We start from the raw sequence: 18741 nt of genomic DNA, 5'->3' as shown, positions 1-18741 counted from the left end.
TTTATTGACTAAAAACGGTACTAATCAAAATAGTCGATGTTTTTCAGTGCCCTCGATTTTATCGGGACTTTTTTTTTAATTTATTAAGCTTTTAAGTAAATCAGGTTGACTTGTAATTTTATCCATTTGACTTGGAGTAAGTGTCGCTCTTAATTTAGCTTCAATTTGCTCACTAATTTGTTTTTTTTCATTTTCGTTTTTAGCTAAACTGAATTGATTATACTTGTAAAGAAATAATCCATTTAAATCTTTTGCCATTTGTTGGTCTAATTGTAATAATTTTACCAATTTATAAGTGTCTTTTTTTGCTAAATCATCAAAATCAACTTTTCTTGTTTCAATAGTTGTAATTTGTTTTTCTTGAGAATTAGATTTTTTAACATCTTGAGCATTAGCCGTCATAGAAACGCTAATAAACAATACAAATGCAGCGATTATTTTTTTCATGTTTGTGTAAAATTTATTTTTAGTTTGTCAAATCTAAATTATTTTTAGAATAAAAACAAAAAAAATGATAATGTTTAGAAATTATTCTTGATTTCCTTTTGCTTTTCTTTTAGATTTATCAATCATTGCTTTTCTGCTATTTTGTTTTTCTTCCCATTTTTTCATTTGTTCAGGACTCAAAACTTTTTTCATTTTTGCTTTTAATTCAATTTGATTGTCTAAAACTTCCATTTGCTTTTTGTATTTTTCATTAGAAGTAAATTTTTTATCTTCTTCTTTTCTAGCCTTCATTTCGGTTTTAATAGCTTCTCTTTTTTTAGCTTCTTCTAATAATAATGCTTTAACATCTTTTTGTTGATTAGCATTTAAGTCTAAATCAAGTGTCATTCTTTTGGTTTGAAGTTCAGCTACCTGATCAGGTGTTAATTCTTGAAATTTTTTGTTTTGAGCAAATGTTAAGCTACTTAATGTAAGCGCTACAACTAAAATAAGTTTTTTCATAATTTGTGTATTTTTATGTTTTCTATATATAAGACTATGTAAATGTAAAAAAGTTTAATTTTTGTAAAAAAGTTTTTAAAATAATTCGTTTTTAAAATTTCAAATAACCGTATCGAGCAGAATTACCGCAACGAGAACGAACAATGTAAGTGTTTTCATCAACCGGAATGGCAACAGATAAATCTAATTCATAACAAAAGTTGTATGTTTTTCCTACTCCCGAATTTGGAATATCTTTAGTGCTAACTACTGCACCATCATTGTTAATAATGCTCATAACAGCAAAACGGCTATTGCGAACAAAATATTTTGTATTCATATTAATGTCTCTCGAATTATTATAAATCAATACTAACTGATTGTTTCTAAAGAAATGCAAGTATTTTACATGATCGCCATTGTCGTTTGTGGTTCTTGGTTCTTCGTTTTTAATTCTGCTAATCCAATCTAATTTTCCACTGGTAGCATCTAGTTTAATAACGGTGAATCCAGTTGAAACATAAGAGTATTCTGTTGGTCTTTCTAATGGTTTAGAAGGGTCTGGTGCAGGTAAACGTTTAGATCCTGTGTATATTTCATTGAAAAGTAACCAAAATTTGTTGTCTTTTAAAATTATTTCTTCAAGGTTTATATTGTTTTGTTTTTCTAAAGCTATTTTTTCATTTAAAACTACTTTTCCATCAGCATCAAAATGCATTAAGAGTAACGAGTTTGTTGGGTTTGCTTCAGGTAAAGCACCGCCTAAATCTATGCCTACTTTTCGTTTGCCATCGCTAATACCTCCAATAAAATAGTTTCCATTATCCGTTTCTTTCCATTTAAATTGAGAAACTTGAAAATCTAAATCTTGTTTTAAATTATGTTCAACAACGTTTTGTGTCTTAGAATCCCAGTAAAATAAAGATTTGTAAGGTTTTATTTTTGGCAAATCAAGTTCTCTTACTATAGCTAAATTTCCATTATTTGAAACATGAACATCAATATTGAACGACTGTTTAGTAGTAAAAGCAAATTCGTGTTCAATACTTTTTACTATTTTAAAATTTGCATCTAAAATATGAAAAGTAACTTTTTCGTTTAGTTTTTTATCTCCAATAGGTCTTGATACAATACCATAAAACTGTTTGTTTTCAGATTGTGCAATAAAGTAATCGCCAATATTAAACATGTTTTTAGCTGGCATTTTGGTTAAAAAAGTAGCTTTTGTTTTTGTTCCGGTATCAATATTTGCTTTTTGCGTAAAAAGTTCAAATTCTTTAGTTTCGCTATTGAATTCTGTTAAAAAATACACATAATCTTTTCCTGTTAAATAAAAAAGATGCGTTAAGGTTTTCATATTTTTACCCATCACAGGTTGTTCTAAACCTACAGAAAAATTATTTTCATCTTTTTCGAAATCATCATTAGGTGAAAAAATATCTACAAAAACATCTTTGTTGAAAATTTTATCGTTGTAAGCCGATTTTATTTTAAAGATGCGATTACCATCAAAATGATTTTGAATCGTAAAATTTAATTCATTGTCAATAGACGAAGCGCTTTCACTCCAAGTAAACGTTGGTGTTTGAGCCAAAACAATAATGTTTTGAAACAAAATAATTAATAAACTTATTTTTTTCATTTTTTAAGAGAGTTGATTTTGGTAAATGTAAAAAAAAAGACTTCATTATTGAAGTCTTTTAATCTGATTTATTTTCCTGTGTAAATAGCAATTTTGTTTTCGCCATTTACTTCTATTTTAAGTAAGCCATGTTTGCTAATGCCTTTACTGGCTGCATCCCATTTTTTTCCGCTTAATTCCGATTTTATTTTTAAATCTCCAATGGAAATTCCTTCATTAGCTTTTAATATTTCAATGATATGTTTTTCATCTTCTGTTAATTCAGGTCCTTTTTTCTCTGGACGCATTTGCGGGAAGAACAGCACTTCTTGAATAGAAGCATTATTGGTTAAAAACATAATTAAACGATCCATTCCAATTCCCAATCCAGAAGTTGGTGGCATTCCATATTCTAAAGCTCTTAAGAAATCTTCATCGATAATTCCGTTTGCTTCATCATCACCTTTCTCGGCTAAAGCCATTTGTGCTTCAAAACGCTCACGTTGGTCAATTGGGTCGTTTAATTCCGAATACGCATTTGCAATTTCTTTTCCACAAACCATCAATTCGAAGCGTTCTGTTAATTCTGGATTATCTCGGTGTGATTTACACAAAGGCGACATTTCTTTAGGGTAATCAGTTATGAAAGTAGGTTGAATGAAGTTGCCTTCACATTTTTCACCAAAGATTTCATCAATTAACTTTCCTTTACCCATGGTATCGTTTACTTCAATCCCCATAGATTTTGCTGCTTCAAATAATTCAGACTCAGTTTTTCCAGTAATATCGAAACCAGTGAATTGTTTGATAGCATCGGTCATCGTAACTCTTGCATAAGGTGCTTTGAAGTTTACTTTATGTTCTCCAAAAGTAGCTTCAGTTGTTCCGTTGACTTGATTAGCGCAATATTCTAATAAATTTTCAGTCATTTCCATCATCCAGTTGTAGTCTTTATAGGCTACATAAATTTCCATTGCTGTAAATTCTGGATTGTGTGTTCTGTCCATTCCTTCGTTACGGAAGTTTTTCGAAAACTCGTAAACCCCATCAAAACCACCAACGATTAATCTTTTTAAATATAATTCGTTAGCAATTCGCATGTATAATGGGATATCTAAACTATTATGATGCGTAATAAACGGTCTTGCAGCCGCTCCACCAGGAATCGATTGTAAAACGGGAGTTTCCACTTCCATGTAACCTGCTTCGTTAAAAAACGTTCGCATAGCCGTGAACAATTTTGTTCTCTTCATGAAAACCTCTTTCACCTGCGGATTTACTACTAAATCTACATAACGCATACGGTAACGCAATTCTGGATCAGTAAACGCATCAAAAACATGACCTTCCTCATCAGTTTTTGGTAACGGAAGCGGTTTTAATGTTTTGCTTAACATTTTAAAATCATCCACACGAACGCACATTGCACCAACTTTTGTCATGAATAATTCGCCTTCAATTCCAATAAAGTCACCTAAATCGGTTAATTTTTTGAAAACTTGGTTGTAAAGTGTTTTGTCTTCGCCTTCGCAAAGTACATCTCTGTTAAAATACAACTGAATTCTTCCTTCGCTATCTTGTAATTCAGCAAACGAAGCCTTTCCTTGATCACGAACACTCATTAAACGTCCAGCCAAAATAACCTTCTTACCTTCTTCAAAATTTTCCTTCACCTGCTTTGAAGTGTGATTCACCGGAAATAAATCCGCTGGATAAGGGTTAATTCCAAGTTCGCGCAAAGCGTTTAGTTTGTCTCTTCTAATGATTTCTTGTTCCGAAAGTTGCATAGTATTGTATTTAAGCGTGCAAAGATAGGTATTAGTTTAAAAGTTTAAAAGTTTAGGGGTTTAAAAGTTTAGAGTTTCAAGTTTTTCAACTTCCAGCTTCCTTTATTCAGCTTCCATCATCAAAAAACTATTTGTATCTTTGCTTCACTTTTCAAAATACAACTTCTTACCTATGAATAAAAAAGTCCAACTTCAAGATTTAGGAAATAAAGATTACAAAGACACTTGGGATTATCAAGAAGAATTATTCAAAGAAATTGTAGATATTAAAGTTCAAAATAGGAGAGAGGAAACTTCATTTGCTACTCCAAACTACTTTTTATATGTGGAACATCCGCATGTTTACACATTAGGAAAAAGTGGTGATGTGTCTAATTTATTACTTTCCGAAAAACAATTAGAAGCAAAAGGAGCTACTTTTTATAAAATTAACAGAGGTGGCGATATTACATATCACGGTCCAGGTCAAATAGTAGGCTATCCGATTTTAGATTTAGAGAATTTTTTTACTGATATTCATAAATATTTACGATTCTTAGAAGAAGCCATTATTCTAACATTAGCAGAATACGGATTACATGGAACTAGAAGCGAAGGAGAAACCGGAGTTTGGTTTGATGTTGGAACGCCATTTGCAAGAAAGATTTGCGCCATGGGAGTTAGAGCTTCGCGTTGGGTAACCATGCACGGTTTTGCTTTAAATGTAAATGCTGATTTAGGTTATTTTGACAATATAATTCCATGTGGGATAAAAGGTAAAGCTGTAACTTCTATGCATGCTGAATTAAACCGCCATATTGATGAGCAAGAAGTAAAAGAAAAAATTCTAAAACATTTTCAAAACTTGTTTGAAGCGAATGTTTTATAGTTTTCAGTGTTCAGTCACAGTTTTCAGAAGTGTTTTTTGAATACCACAGCCAACTGCGACTGAACACTGCGACTGCCACTCACAACTCTAAAGCCAATTGCTCAGGTAATAATCGAAAACTCATTCGGTGATATTTGCAAGCGCCATATTTTTTGATAGCTTCTCTGTGTTCAACAGTAGGGTAACCTTTGTTTTTTTTCCAGTTATACATTGGAAATTCTTCATGAATTGTGTCCATGTAATCGTCTCGATATGTTTTTGCTAAAACAGAAGCTGCTGCAATACTTAAATATTTAGCATCACCTTTAATTATGCTCGTGTTGGGTATCGATTTTAAAAACTGAATTTCTTCTTCAGAAAAGATTTTTCCAGTTTTTTGTTTCATACCTAATTTTCCATTCAATGGCCTATTACCATCTACTATAATATATTCTGGTTTAGTATTAAGTTGTAAAATAGATTCTTGCATGGCTTTCATGGAAGCATTAAGAATGTTGATTTCGTCTATTTCGTTTGGAAAAATATGAGTTACTGCATAAGAAATTGCAGTTTCTTCTAAAATAGGTTTAAGTTTTTTTCTGTTATTTTCAGAAAGTTGTTTGGAGTCATTTAATAGTGTGTTTTTAAAATGTTCTGGTAATAAAATAGCAGCGGCAGTTACAGGGCCAGCTAAACAACCTCTGCCGGCTTCGTCGGTTCCAATTTCTAATGTTAAATTACTGTAACTTTTGCTTAACATACTTTTTTTTGACAAAAATATAATTTTATACGCAACCTTTCTGCGATATTTTCATCTTAAGTAAGAGAAACTTCCGTAAAATGCTTTTTTAAAACAAAAACTTTAACAAAAATAAATTAGTAATATTCCGAAGTATTATTTGTTTATTTAAGAAATAATTAAGAAGTTTGCGGAATAACTAACTCAAATAAATTTAATATGAGATCGAAGTTCAAATGGATTTTTACGCTTTTAGTAGCGTTTACGATGCAGTTTTCGTTCGCGCAAGAGAAAACTGTTACAGGTGTAGTTTCTGACGAACTAGGCCCAATTGCAGGTGCTAACGTTGTTGTTGAAGGAACAACTCGTGGTACTACAACTGATTTTGATGGTAACTATACTATCAAAGCTAAGCAAGGTGAAGCTTTAGTAATTACTTACACAGGTAAAAAACCTGCTAAGATTGTTATTGCTGCTGCTAATTCTTACAACGTATCATTGAAAGATGATGTTGTACAAGGTGTAGATGTTATTGTTGTAGGTTACGGTAAAACCTCAAAAGAAGCATTTACAGGTACAGCAACTCAATTAGTAAAAGAAAATTTAGAAGCTAAAACGGTTTCAAATATTTCTCAAGCTTTAAGAGGTGAGGTTGCCGGAGTTAACGTAATTACTGGTTCTGGTGCTCCTGGTAGCGATGCAACTATTCGTATTCGTGGTTTTGGTTCTGTTAATGGGAATCAAGCTCCTTTATACGTAGTTGATGGTGCTCCTTATAGTAGTGATATCAGTGCGATTAATCCTGCTGATATTGAAAATATCACAGTTTTAAAAGATGCGGCTGCAACTTCGATCTATGGATCTAGAGGAGCAAATGGTGTTATCTTGGTTACTACAAAACAAGGTAAAGCTGGTAAAACTATGGTTTCTGTTGATTTTAAAACAAGTATCAACTCTTTAATGTTGCCTAACTATGATGTTATCGATTCTCCAGAAGAGTATATCGAAACTGCTTGGGGTTCGTTAAAAACTAAAGGTATGTTGTTAGGTTATTTAGATCCAGTATCTTATGCTAATTCTAATTTATATGGTGATGGTACAGGTGAAACTATTAACAGTCAATATAACATTTGGAATGTTGATGGTTCTCAGTTAATTGATCCTGCTACTGGAAAAGTTGCTAATGGAGTAGCTAGAAGATATAATCCGGCTAAATGGTCAGATGCTGCTTTTGGTACAGGTTATAGAAGTGAAGCTAATGTTCAGTTTAGTGGTGGTAATGGTGATACTCGTTATTCAACTTCTTTTGGTTATTTAGATGATCAAGGATATGCTATTAACTCTAGTTACAAACGTTATACTGCAAGAATTAATTTAGAGCACAAGCCAAAAGAATGGTTAAGAGTAGGTGGTAATATGGCTTATACAGGAGCTAGATATACAAATTCATCTGATAGTGAAGGTGATGCTGGTTCTTCTGGTAATATCTTTGCTTTATCAAATACAACTCCTGCTATCTATGATTTATACTTAAGAGATACGGCTGGTAATTTAGTTGCTGATCCAATTTTTGGAGGTAGTCAATATGATTACGGAAGTATTTATGGACGTAGATCATGGAATAGTACTAATGGTATTGCTGATGCTTACTATGACTTATCTCAAACTGATGCTACTACTTTATTAGGTAACTTCAATTTTGCAGTTGATTTGACAAAATCTTTAACTTTTGAAACTCGTTACAGTGGTCAATATCAACAATTTGATGGTTCTTCTAGAAGTAATCCTTATTATGGAGGTTTTGCTGCTGATTATGGTGCTTTATTTAAAGATGTAAGTTCTACAGTAAATCAAAATTTCTTACAGTTATTACGTTACAGTAAAACTTTTGAAAATCATAGTTTAGAAGTTTTTGCTGCTCATGAGTCTACATCAAATACTTTTAAAGATTTTAATGCTGCTGCAACTGGAGCAATTTTACCTAACACGTTAGATTTATCTCAATATACTTCAGCTTATGGTAGAGCTTCTTCTTATTCTCAAAGATGGACTTTAGATTCTTATTTTGGTCAGTTAAACTATAACTACAACCAAAAATATTTCTTAACAGGTTCTGTAAGAAGAGATGGTTCTTCTCGTTTTATTAATAATAAATGGGGAACTTTTGGTTCTGCTGGTTTAGGTTGGATCGTATCTAAAGAAGATTTCATGTCTAAATTAAGTTTTGTTGACTTCTTGAAATTAAAAGCTAGTTACGGTTTAATTGGAGATCAAGGTACAAGTTTACAATACGGATGGCAACTTTCATCTATTAACCAAACTCCAAATGGTGATTATTCATTTACTGAAAGTTCAACTTTAGCAAATCCTGATTTAACTTGGGAAACTTCTAAAATTGCTCAAGTTGGTATAGAGTCTTCATTGTTTAATAATAGTTTAGATGTTAATGTTGACTATTATGTAAAAAACACTGAGAATTTATTCTTTACACAAACGTTACCTCCTTTCATTGGTTATACAACTATGCAAATTAATGATGGTCAGTTACGTAATAGTGGTATCGAGTTTGATGTTATGGGTCATATTTTAAAAGCTAAAACTTCTGATGATTTGAAATTATCTATTGGTTTTAATGGAGAAATATTGAAAAATGAAATTACTCAAATGCCAACTGATGTATTTACTGGTGAGAAAAAAGTCTTAGATGGTAGATTATCTGAAGGTCATTCATTATATGATTGGTATTTACGTGAGTGGGCTGGTGTTGATCCTGCTACAGGAGCTGGTTTATGGAATTTATATTATAATGATATAAATGACAATGGTATTTTTGATAATGGTGATGCTCCTATTAGTAGTATGACTATTTACATGAATGATAATCCAGATGCTAAAGTTTTAAAAACTACAACAACTAATTATTCTCAAGCAACTCAAAAATATACTGGAAAATCTGCTATTCCTAAGGTTAGAGGTTCATTCCGTTTAAATGCTGCTTACAAGAATTTTGATTTAACTGCTCAGTTCAGTTATAGTATTGGTGGTCATATCTACGATAATGGTTATGCTCAATTAATGGATAACTCTGATTTAATTGGTGCTAATAACTGGCATAGAGATATTCACAATGCATGGAAACAATATGGTGATGTTACAGATGTACCAAGATTATCTTCTGGTGTAGCTTCAGATGTTAACTTTAATTCTGCATCTACTCGTTTCCTTACAAAAGCAGATTTCTTGTCTTTAAATAATGTTAGATTAGGGTATAATGTACCTGAAGCTTTCTTGAGTAAATTACACTTGTCTAAATTTAGTTTATTTGTTTCAGGTGATAATTTATTAATGTTCAGTGCTAGAAACGGACTTAATCCATCAACTTTGATTAACTCGTCTAACTCTGGAATTTACATGCCAATGACTACTTTTAGTTTTGGTACTAAAATTGAATTTTAAAAAATTGTAATATGAAAAGAAGATTTATTTATTTCTTAGTAGCTACTTCGCTTGTAACAGCGGGTTGTAGTTCTGATTTCCTAGATCCAGTAAGAAACACCAATGTTATTACTAGTGAGGATATTGCTAATAATGTGGATGTTAATCCAGCATTAGTAGAAGGAAGTCTTAATGGTATTGGTAGTTTATTAATTGAGCCAGCTGGTATTACAGGTACAAGACACTATGACTTAGGTCAAAAAGGTGTGGATATTTGGTTAGATATTTTATCTGGAGATATGGCATTATCTGCTAACTCATACGGATGGTATCAAAATACAGCTAACTTAGTTGCTACTGTTGACTTTTCTCGTGAAGAGAATAGTATTATATGGCGTTTTTATTATAAAGTTATTAATTTATCTAACAATGTAATTAATTCTTTTGGTGGAAATGATGCAGAGCCTACAACTGCTCAAGCTCGTCAACTTTTAGGACAAGCTAAAGCATACCGTGCTTATGCATACTTTTATTTAGCTCAAATTTTTCAAAGAGCTTATGACCCTGCACAGCCTATTTTACCATACAATGATGGTGAATTAACTGTAGCTGCTAAAGTTCCAGCTTCTCAAATTTATGATTTAATTGAGAGCGATTTATTACATTCTATTGATTTATTAGATGGTTTTGTTCCAGCTTCTAAACAACAAATTAACCAAAACATTGCAAAAGGTTTATTAGCGTATACTTACGCAGCAATGGGTAACTATTCTGATGCTAGAATTTTATCTGATGAGATTGTTGATTCTGGAGCTTATCCATTAACTACTACTGGTCAATTAGCTTTCCCAGGTGTTGGTTCTGGTTTTAGAGATGTTAACACTCCATCTTGGATGTGGGGTTACGATATTACTACAGAAATGGGTCATCAGTTATTAAACTGGTGGGGTCAAGTTGATTACTATACATATAGTTATCAATGGGCTGGTGATAGAAAAACTATCGACACTGGATTGTTAGCTTTAATTCCTGCTAATGATATCAGAAGATCACAATTTGGTACTTCTGGTACTACTAATAGAATGCCTATTAATAAATTTTTCGACGAAGGTAGAACAGCAGGTGGTCAACAAATCGTAACTACTGATTATATCTTCATGCGTGTTGATGAGTTTTATTTATTGAGTGCTGAAGCTGCTGCTAAATCAGGAGATGAGGCTGGTGCTAAAACTAGATTAAAACAGTTTATGGCTAATCGTTTATCTGGTGGTGCTGCTGATGCTGATGCTTATGTAGATCCATTATCTGGTGATGATCTTAAAACTGCTATTTATCGTCAAACTAGAATTGAATTTTGGGGAGAAGGTAAATCTTATTTAGCATTAAAACGTAATCAAGCTACTGTAACTAGAGGTACCAACCACGTTTTCCGTGCTGGTCAATCTTTTGCTTATGATATTGATGAAATGTCATTCCAAATTCCTCAGGTTGAAATGGATAATAATCCAAGTATCACTGGTCAAAATTAATCATTAAATCATGAAAATTATGATGTTAAAAAAATCAATAGCTTTCTTTACTGCTCTTACATTGACTTTTACAATGTTAAGCTGTGAAGAAGATAATTCAGGTAATAGCCAAGCGGTTAATTATGTTGGATTAGAGAATTACCAAACAGTTGAACTTTCAGATGCTGAAACTGTTGTGGTTGAAGGTCGTATCTTAGCTTCAGAAGCTTCTGGAAGTGATAGAACTTTTAATTTAGTAGTTGATCCTTCAACTACTCATGGTGCTGCTAATTTTTCAGTTCCTGCTACAGTAACTATTCCTGCTGGTTCTAAAGAAGGAATCTATGAAGTAACAGTAGTTGGTAATGGTTTAGTAGACGGTAATAAAATTGTTGTTAGTTTAGAAGCTGATGAAGCTACTAATCAATCTACTTTCTATGGAACATATTCGAATGGTATATTAACAGGTGTAGGTAGTGCTAAATCTACTTTTAACCTTTTCAGACCATGTGCTTCTGTACGTGCAAGATTGTCTATTACTTTTGATAACTACCCTGAAGAAACTGCATGGGAATTATATGATGCAGATTTCAATGTAATTGATTCTGGAGGTTTAGATCCAACTGGTTCATTTATTACAGGATATCAAGCTCTTGGATTTGCAGATAGAAGTACTTTTTCAGTTGTTAAATGTTTGGCTCCTGGTACTTACACTTTTGTAATCTATGATGATTTCGGAGATGGTATGTATACTAGCTCAACAGTTTCTGGATCTTATTCTATGAATAACTTAAACAACGGAGCTTCTTTATTTTCTGGAGGAGGTGACTTTGGTTCTTTTTCAGAACATGAATTCGTAATTGAATAATTTACTTATTTATATATTAAAAACCGAAACGTAATTGTTTCGGTTTTTTTTTGCTTTTTTATATTGATTTTTCCTATTGCTTCTATATTCATAAAAATCTCCTTACATTTGCCATTATATAAATTGTAATGAGATTTTTAATAGTTATACTTTTTCTTACTTTATCAGGAATTTCTAATGCTCAAATTAGAAATGTAAATGGTGGTTTTGGTGGATTGCCAAATAAAAATTCAGATCCAAATGATACATTAGCGAATATCAATAAAGGAAAAAATAAAGAATTATTAGCAAAAGCTCCTCACGATTTATATAAAATCTATACACTACATAAAGATACCACTTATGTAGATACTTCTCTTACCATTCAAAGTGAATATAAATATAACTTACTCCGAAAAGATATTTTCGGTTTAATGCCTTTTGCAAATGAAGGACATACATATAATACGCTAAACTTCGGTTTAAATACAAAAAATGCTTCCCCAAATTTTGGTTTTTTAGCAAAACATTTTAATTACATAGAAGCAAACGATGTTAAGTATTATTCTGTTCCTACTCCATTAACCGATTTATATTTTAAAACAGTTATGGAACAAGGGCAATCTTTAGATGCTTTTTTAACTGTTAATACCAAACCAAATCTTAATTTTTCAATTGGGTATAGGGGATTGCGCTCTTTAGGTAAATATGTAAATAACTTAACTAGTTCAGGTAACTTTAGATTTACCTCTAGTTATTTTACCGAAGATAAACGATACTTTTTAAATGCTCATTTTACAGGTCAAGATATTTCTAACCAAGAAAATGGTGGGATTGTGAATTCAAGTGAGTTTGAATTAAGTGAAGATCCTTTTGGTGAAAGAGAACGAATACAAGTTTATTTTACAAATGCAACTTCTCTTTTAAAAGGGAATCGTTTTTTTGTAGATCATTCTTTCAGAGTAAATAAAAACAATCCTAATAATTTAGTTTTTACGCATCAATTTAATCAAGAATACAAGTTTTTTCAATTTACTCAACCTACAGTTAATTCAAGGTTTGGCGATTCATTTTCAACTAATATTAACAATAAAACACGTTATAATCATTTCTATAATAAATTTGGCGTAGCCTATACCACTAAATCTTATGGCGATTTAGAATTTTTTATAGACGATAATAATTACAATTATTATTATAATAGTGTTGTTTATAATTCTGGTGGTGATATTGTTGTTCCTAATTCTATTTCAGATAGAATCAATATGATTGGCGGAAATTATTCTTACTTAATTAATAAAGTCAATGTGAGGTTACACGTGTCTCAATCCATTACAGATCAATCGATTTCTAATATTGAGGCTAATGCAAATTATAAAATTAATGATGATTATTCGTTTCAATTCAAATACCAAAAATTAAATAGTTTACCTAATTTGAATTTTAATTTATACCAGAGTGGCTATATAAATTACAATTGGTACAATAATTTCAAAAATGAAAAATTAAATCAATTTGAATTTTCTGTTCAAACAAAATGGATAAACCTATCAACTACTTACAAAGTATTAAATGATCATTTGTATTTTGATAATATTACAAACGATATAACAAATTTAGAAGTAAAACCAATGCAGTATGATAATACGATTAATTATCTTGCTGTAACAGCTAGTAAAGAAATTAAGTTTTGGAAATTCGCTTTAGATAATACAATTTTATATCAAAAAGTAGATCAATCAAATGATATAGTTAATGTTCCACAAATTGTAACAAGAAATACATTGTATTTTTCTGATTTTGTATTTAAAAAAGCAATGCTTTTACAAACAGGAGTTACTTTTCAATATTTCAACAAATATTATGCAAATGATTACAATCCTTTAATTGGTGAGTTTTATGTTCAAAACGAAACTAAAATTGGAGGTTTTCCTATGTTCGATTTCTTTATAAATGCCAGAGTAAAACAAGCTCGAATTTTCTTAAAAGCAGAACATTTTAACTCGGCTTGGACAGGTTATGATTTTTATTCTGCACCTAATTATCCTTATCGCGACTTTATTGTTCGTTTTGGATTAGTATGGAATTTCTTTCAATAGAAACGAATCAACAGTGAATTGTTGGTTTCCTTTTTCCTGCTTTTACGAGTAGTTGTTCGCAAGCTCTCAAGCTACTTCGTGCAATCAGGGTTAGTTGGGTTTTCATTTTCATTTTTGTATTCGTAATATTCACACTATCTTTGCAATCAATTTTGAAAACACACATTTTCTAAATTTTAAATTCTATATTTTAAAATGAAATACGCAAAAAATATACTAGAAACTATTGGAAATACACCTTTAGTAAAGTTAAACAAAGTAACAGCAGAAGTAGATGCTTTAGTGCTAGCAAAAGTTGAAACTTTTAATCCAGGAAATTCTGTAAAAGACAGAATGGCTGTAAAAATGATAGAAGATGCAGAAGCAGATGGTCGTTTAAAGCCAGGTGGAACAATTATTGAAGGAACTTCAGGAAACACCGGAATGGGTTTGGCTTTAGCAGCAATTGTAAAAGGCTATAAATGTATTTTTGTAATTTCAGACAAGCAATCAAAAGAAAAATCTGATATTCTTCGTGCCGTTGGAGCAAAAGTAATAGTTTGTCCAACAGATGTAGAACCAACCGATCCTCGCTCGTATTATTCGGTATCAAAAAAATTAGGAGATGAAATCCCAAATTCTTGGTATGTAAATCAATACGATAATCCAAGTAATGCCATTGCACATTACGAGCAAACCGGACCCGAAATTTGGGAACAAACAGAAGGTAAAATTACACACTTTGTAGTAGGTGTTGGTACAGGCGGAACAATTTCAGGAACTGCTAAATATTTAAAAGAAAAAAATCCAAACATTAAAATTTGGGGAATTGATACGTATGGTTCGGTTTTTAAAAAATACCACGAAACTGGAATTTTTGATGAGAACGAAATCTATTCGTACATCACTGAAGGAATTGGAGAAGATATTTTACCTAAAAACGTTGATTTTTCATTAATTGATGGTTTTACAAAAGTAACCGATAAAGATGCAGCTGTTTATACAAGAAAAATAGCGTTAGAAGAAGGAATTTTTGTTGGAAACTCTGCTGGAGCTGCCGTAAAGGGTTTATTGCAGTTAAAAGAACACTTTGGTCCAAAAGATGTAGTTGTGGTCTTATTTCACGATTCTGGAAGCCGTTATGTTGGTAAAATGTTTAATGATGATTGGATGCGTGAAAGAGGTTTCTTAGAAGAAGAAATTACTAAAGCCGAAGATTTAATTAAAGAACACATCGAAAAACCTTTGGTTGTTGTTAGAACAGAAGAATTGGTTTCGCATGCAATTGAACGTATGAGAAAATATAAAATTTCACAAATTCCAGTGATTGATGTAAATGGATTTGTAGGTTCTGTTGATGAATCAGATTTATTTCAAAGTTTTATCACCGATAAAAATACTGCAGAGCGTCCTATTCGTGAAGTAATGGGAAAACCATTTCCAATCGTAAAAATTGGAACACCTGTAGAAGATGTTTCTAAATTAATCACTAAAGATAACCAAGCTGTTTTAATTGATTTAGGAAATGGTAAACATCATATAATTACTAAATATGACATTATTGGTTCTATAAAATAAACTAAGTTTTCTTTTTAAAAAAAACCTGTAAAATTAATTTTTACAGGTTTTTTTATATCTTTGTTTTTCAATTATATACGCCATACAGAATGAAAGAAGATTTTTTGCACCACGTGTGGCAGCATAAGAAATTTGCTGTTACTCAACTTAAAACTACAACAGGAGAATCTATTCAGATTCTTAATTCAGGTCAATATTTACAACTTGCCGGCCCCGATTTTTTTAATGCCCAACTCATTATTGGAAACCAAAAATGGGCTGGAAATGTAGAAATTCATCTCAAATCATCGGATTGGTATGTGCACAATCACGAAAAAGACAGTAATTACGATTCGGTTATTTTACATGTGGTTTGGGAGTATGATACGCCAATTTTTAGAAATGATAATTCAGAAATTCCTACGCTTGAGCTAAAAGAATTTGTTACGCTATCTGATTTACACAAATACCAGTCACTACTTGCCCAAAAATCATGGATATATTGTGAAAATGAAATTTGCACTATTGATGATTTTATTTTTAAGAATTGGCAAGAACGCTTATATTTTGAACGACTAGAAAGAAAAGCAACAGAAATTTCGCTGCTGTTAGAAGAGTTAAACAACGATTGGGAAGCTGTTTTGTTTTGTTTGTTGGCTAAAAATTTTGGTTTAAACACTAATGGTTTGTTGTTTTTTAATATGGCTAAATCTATTTCTTTTTCAATAATCAGAAAAGAATCTTTTTCAATTGAAAATTTGGAAGCCTTGTTTTTTGGGCAAGCCAATTTGTTAGATTTTGAATTTCAAGATACATATGTAAATAAACTACAACAGGATTATAAATGCGTATTACATAAATACGGTATTTCAAAAAAAGTATATGACAAAGTAGCATTTTTCAAACACCGTCCAGATAATTTTCCAACAATCCGACTAGCACAACTAGCAATATTATATCATACACATCAAAATCTTTTTTCTAAAATAATGAATGTTAATTCTATTGATGAAATTTATAATTTATTCAATGTTGAAGTCAGTATTTATTGGGAATCACATTATAATTTCGATAAAATAAGTATTCAAAAGAAAAAGAAAATGTCTCGTTCCTTTATAGATTTAATTCTCATTAACTCTATAATCCCTGTTAGATTTGCTTATGAACAAAGTTTACAAAAAGAAATTTCAGACGAGATTGTTGATTTAATGAAATCGATTCATTCAGAAAAAAACAGCATAATAGATAAGTTTGCAACAATTGGAGTTCATTCTAAAAATGCTTTTGATTCACAATCTTTATTACAATTAAAAAAGGAATATTGTGATGTTAAAAAGTGCTTACAATGTGCTGTGGGTTTGTATCTATTAAAAAAATAAGTATATTTGAACCTTATAAAATCAAAAATGGTACAAGGTGTATTTCATTACTTTGAAAAAAACGGTTTTTTTGTTGCTTCAAGACTAGCAGATAAGTTAGGAATGCGTGCAACTAATGTAAGATTGTTTTTTGTGTACATTACTTTTGTAACTGTAGGCTTAGGTTTTGGATTGTATTTAACAATAGCATTTCTTTTAAAGCTTAAAGATATGATACGAACAAAAAGAAGTTCCGTTTTTGATCTGTAAAATTTCATTATTTATATCTTTTATTTGAATTTTAGATAGTTTTCTTATCTTTGAATAATTAACAACCAATTAAACTTTATGTCAACAAAAACAGAATCGTGGGGTTCACGAGTTGGACTTATCTTAGCCATGGCAGGAAATGCTGTTGGATTGGGTAATTTTTTAAGATTCCCAGTTCAGGCAGTTCAAAATGGAGGAGGAGCTTTTATTATTCCTTATTTAATATGTTTTTTAATAATGGGAATTCCATTACTATTTATAGAATGGTCTTCTGGACGATATGGTGGAAAATTTGGAAACCATAGTACGCCATACATATTAGACTCTATGGTAAAAGGACGTCTATTAAAATATATAGGTGTTTTTGGAATTTTTACAAATATAGCGGTAGTTGCTTATTATTGTTACATTGAGTCTTGGACCATGTCCTATATGTTTCACTCTGTGATGGGAACATTTACAGGAATGAGTCAGGCTGATGTTTCTGCATTCTTTACTTCATATGTTGATATTGGACATTCAACAACAGGTATTCCTTATGAAGCGGTTGTTTTCTATATAATTTGTTTATTGATTAACACCTTTATCTTATCAAAAGGATTAAGTGGTGTTGAAAAAGTTGCAAAAATTGGAATGCCATTATTGATTTTATTTGGAGTTTTATTAGCAATAAAAGGTATTACTTTAGGAACTAGTGGGGCTTCTGAACAATTTCCAGATGCAAATGCTTGGGATGGTTTAAATTTCTTATGGACACCACAATATGAATCACTTTGGGATTTAAAAGTTTGGATGGCGGCAGCAGGGCAAATTTTCTTTACACTTTCAGTAGGTATGGGAACTATTCACTGTTATGCAGCTTATGTAAAACCTAAAGATGATATCGCTTTAAATTCGGTTTCTGCTGGATTTATGAACGAATTTGTAGAAGTAGTATTAGGATCATTAATTGTAATTCCAATTGCAGCGGGTTATTTAGGATTGGATTGGGTTAAAGAAAACGCTGGCTTCGGAATGGCGTTTCAAACAATGCCTTATTTATTCCAACAATGGGGTGAAGTACTTTCTGTAGTTGCAGGTGTAATGTGGTTTGGATTATTATTCTTTGCCGGAATTACATCGTCATTAGCAATGGGAACACCATGGATGGGATTCATGAGAGACGAATTTGGTTGGGGAAGAAATAAAGGTGCTTGGTCTTTTGGAGCTATGGCTTTAATTTTAGGATTACCAACGGTTCTTTTCTATCAACAAGGTGTGTTTGATGAATATGATTATTGGGCAGGAACTGTGAGTTTAGTTGTTTTTGCAATGTTAGAAACTATCTTATTCTCTTGGGTTTTTGGTATGGATAAAGGATGGAGAGAAATTACAAGCGGAGCAGATATTAAAGTTCCAAATATTTATAAATATATTATTAAATATGTAACGCCATTGATGTTGATTGTTATTTTCTTAGGTTCATTATTCAAACCATTAAATAATGATTGGTCAGGAAACGTAAGTAATTTAATGTCGGGTAACGGTTGGAGTTTGGATAATGGTTCAATTATTAAGACGATTACACACGCAGGATTGCATGAGCAAATTGCATCTTCTACAGATGTAGTTCAAATCGCGGCATTAGAAGATAAAATATTCTACATTAACATCGCAAGATTTTTACTTTTAGGATTATTTGTATTTATCAGTTTGTTAGTTTACATTGCATATAAAAAACGAGTTAAAGAAGGGAGAGCAACATTATGAATTCAGCAGCACTAACCA

The 18741-nt window shown here is 31.4% G+C and carries 14 protein-coding genes; 9 read left to right on the top strand and 5 right to left on the bottom strand.

What is annotated here, in order from left to right:
- Positions 1-75: 75 nt before the first annotated feature.
- From GFJ99_RS09265 to lysS, 4 genes are all read right to left on the bottom strand, one after another.
- On the bottom strand, positions 76-447 hold the full coding sequence (locus tag GFJ99_RS09265) for a hypothetical protein (protein ID WP_153208457.1): 372 nt from the start codon (positions 445-447) through the stop codon (positions 76-78).
- An 81-nt stretch (positions 448-528) separates the two neighbouring features.
- Positions 529-948 carry a hypothetical protein gene (locus GFJ99_RS09260; RefSeq protein WP_008256541.1) on the bottom strand — a complete coding sequence of 140 codons (420 nt, stop codon included), beginning with the start codon at positions 946-948 and terminating at the stop codon, positions 529-531.
- A gap of 91 nt (positions 949-1039) precedes the next feature.
- On the bottom strand, positions 1040-2569 hold the full coding sequence (locus GFJ99_RS09255; protein ID WP_153208456.1) for a hypothetical protein: 1530 nt from the start codon (positions 2567-2569) through the stop codon (positions 1040-1042).
- Between the two features lie 68 nt (positions 2570-2637).
- On the bottom strand, positions 2638-4335 hold the full coding sequence (gene lysS / locus GFJ99_RS09250; RefSeq protein ID WP_153208455.1) for a lysine--tRNA ligase: 1698 nt from the start codon (positions 4333-4335) through the stop codon (positions 2638-2640).
- Positions 4336-4507: 172 nt separating this feature from the next.
- Here lysS and lipB point away from each other — a divergent pair, with 172 nt between their 5' ends.
- The gene (gene lipB / locus GFJ99_RS09245) at positions 4508-5203 is read left to right on the top strand and encodes a lipoyl(octanoyl) transferase LipB (protein ID WP_153208454.1); all 696 of its coding nucleotides are present in this window, start codon (positions 4508-4510) and stop codon (positions 5201-5203) included.
- Positions 5204-5282: 79 nt separating this feature from the next.
- On the opposite strand, the gene GFJ99_RS09240 is transcribed toward lipB, so the two are convergent.
- Positions 5283-5942: a ribonuclease HII gene (locus GFJ99_RS09240; RefSeq protein ID WP_153208453.1), complete on the bottom strand. Its 660-nt coding sequence runs from the start codon at positions 5940-5942 to the stop codon at positions 5283-5285.
- 198 nt (positions 5943-6140) lie between these two features.
- Between GFJ99_RS09240 and GFJ99_RS09235 the strand changes: the two genes are divergently transcribed.
- The 8 genes from GFJ99_RS09235 (at position 6141) to GFJ99_RS09200 (ending at position 18723) form a co-directional block, all read left to right on the top strand.
- Positions 6141-9377 carry a SusC/RagA family TonB-linked outer membrane protein gene (locus tag GFJ99_RS09235; RefSeq protein ID WP_153208452.1) on the top strand — a complete coding sequence of 1079 codons (3237 nt, stop codon included), beginning with the start codon at positions 6141-6143 and terminating at the stop codon, positions 9375-9377.
- A gap of 11 nt (positions 9378-9388) precedes the next feature.
- Entirely contained in the window at positions 9389-10885 is a 1497-nt protein-coding gene (locus GFJ99_RS09230; protein WP_153208451.1) for a RagB/SusD family nutrient uptake outer membrane protein, read from the top strand.
- Positions 10886-10904: 19 nt separating this feature from the next.
- Complete coding sequence (locus GFJ99_RS09225; protein ID WP_153208450.1) at positions 10905-11732, top strand: hypothetical protein; 828 nt, start codon at positions 10905-10907, stop codon at positions 11730-11732.
- Positions 11733-11860: 128 nt separating this feature from the next.
- Positions 11861-13810, top strand: a complete 1950-nt coding sequence (locus GFJ99_RS09220) for a putative porin (RefSeq protein ID WP_153208449.1) — start codon at positions 11861-11863, stop codon at positions 13808-13810.
- A 195-nt stretch (positions 13811-14005) separates the two neighbouring features.
- Complete coding sequence (locus tag GFJ99_RS09215; RefSeq protein ID WP_153208448.1) at positions 14006-15367, top strand: pyridoxal-phosphate dependent enzyme; 1362 nt, start codon at positions 14006-14008, stop codon at positions 15365-15367.
- An 89-nt stretch (positions 15368-15456) separates the two neighbouring features.
- Positions 15457-16725, top strand: a complete 1269-nt coding sequence (locus tag GFJ99_RS09210; protein WP_153208447.1) for a DUF2851 family protein — start codon at positions 15457-15459, stop codon at positions 16723-16725.
- A gap of 27 nt (positions 16726-16752) precedes the next feature.
- Complete coding sequence (locus GFJ99_RS09205) at positions 16753-16974, top strand: PspC domain-containing protein (RefSeq protein ID WP_153208446.1); 222 nt, start codon at positions 16753-16755, stop codon at positions 16972-16974.
- Between the two features lie 78 nt (positions 16975-17052).
- Positions 17053-18723, top strand: a complete 1671-nt coding sequence (locus GFJ99_RS09200; protein ID WP_153208445.1) for a sodium-dependent transporter — start codon at positions 17053-17055, stop codon at positions 18721-18723.
- Positions 18724-18741 lie beyond the last annotated feature (18 nt).

Origin of the sequence: Flavobacterium sp. LMO6 (assembly GCF_009495795.1) — a bacterium.
GTDB lineage: Bacteria > Bacteroidota > Bacteroidia > Flavobacteriales > Flavobacteriaceae > Flavobacterium.
This window is presented reverse-complemented; position numbering and strand designations above follow the sequence as displayed.

Coding starts and splice junctions, on each gene's coding strand:
- GFJ99_RS09225 (WP_153208450.1), top strand. CDS start 10,905: ATGATGTTAAAAAAATCAATAGCTTTCTTTACTGCTCTTACATTGACT.
- GFJ99_RS09200 (WP_153208445.1), top strand. CDS start 17,053: ATGTCAACAAAAACAGAATCGTGGGGTTCACGAGTTGGACTTATCTTA.
- GFJ99_RS09265 (WP_153208457.1), bottom strand. CDS start 447: ATGAAAAAAATAATCGCTGCATTTGTATTGTTTATTAGCGTTTCTATG.
- GFJ99_RS09230 (WP_153208451.1), top strand. CDS start 9,389: ATGAAAAGAAGATTTATTTATTTCTTAGTAGCTACTTCGCTTGTAACA.
- GFJ99_RS09255 (WP_153208456.1), bottom strand. CDS start 2,569: ATGAAAAAAATAAGTTTATTAATTATTTTGTTTCAAAACATTATTGTT.
- GFJ99_RS09235 (WP_153208452.1), top strand. CDS start 6,141: ATGAGATCGAAGTTCAAATGGATTTTTACGCTTTTAGTAGCGTTTACG.
- lysS (WP_153208455.1), bottom strand. CDS start 4,335: ATGCAACTTTCGGAACAAGAAATCATTAGAAGAGACAAACTAAACGCT.
- GFJ99_RS09205 (WP_153208446.1), top strand. CDS start 16,753: ATGGTACAAGGTGTATTTCATTACTTTGAAAAAAACGGTTTTTTTGTT.
- GFJ99_RS09260 (WP_008256541.1), bottom strand. CDS start 948: ATGAAAAAACTTATTTTAGTTGTAGCGCTTACATTAAGTAGCTTAACA.
- lipB (WP_153208454.1), top strand. CDS start 4,508: ATGAATAAAAAAGTCCAACTTCAAGATTTAGGAAATAAAGATTACAAA.
- GFJ99_RS09220 (WP_153208449.1), top strand. CDS start 11,861: ATGAGATTTTTAATAGTTATACTTTTTCTTACTTTATCAGGAATTTCT.
- GFJ99_RS09215 (WP_153208448.1), top strand. CDS start 14,006: ATGAAATACGCAAAAAATATACTAGAAACTATTGGAAATACACCTTTA.
- GFJ99_RS09240 (WP_153208453.1), bottom strand. CDS start 5,942: ATGTTAAGCAAAAGTTACAGTAATTTAACATTAGAAATTGGAACCGAC.
- GFJ99_RS09210 (WP_153208447.1), top strand. CDS start 15,457: ATGAAAGAAGATTTTTTGCACCACGTGTGGCAGCATAAGAAATTTGCT.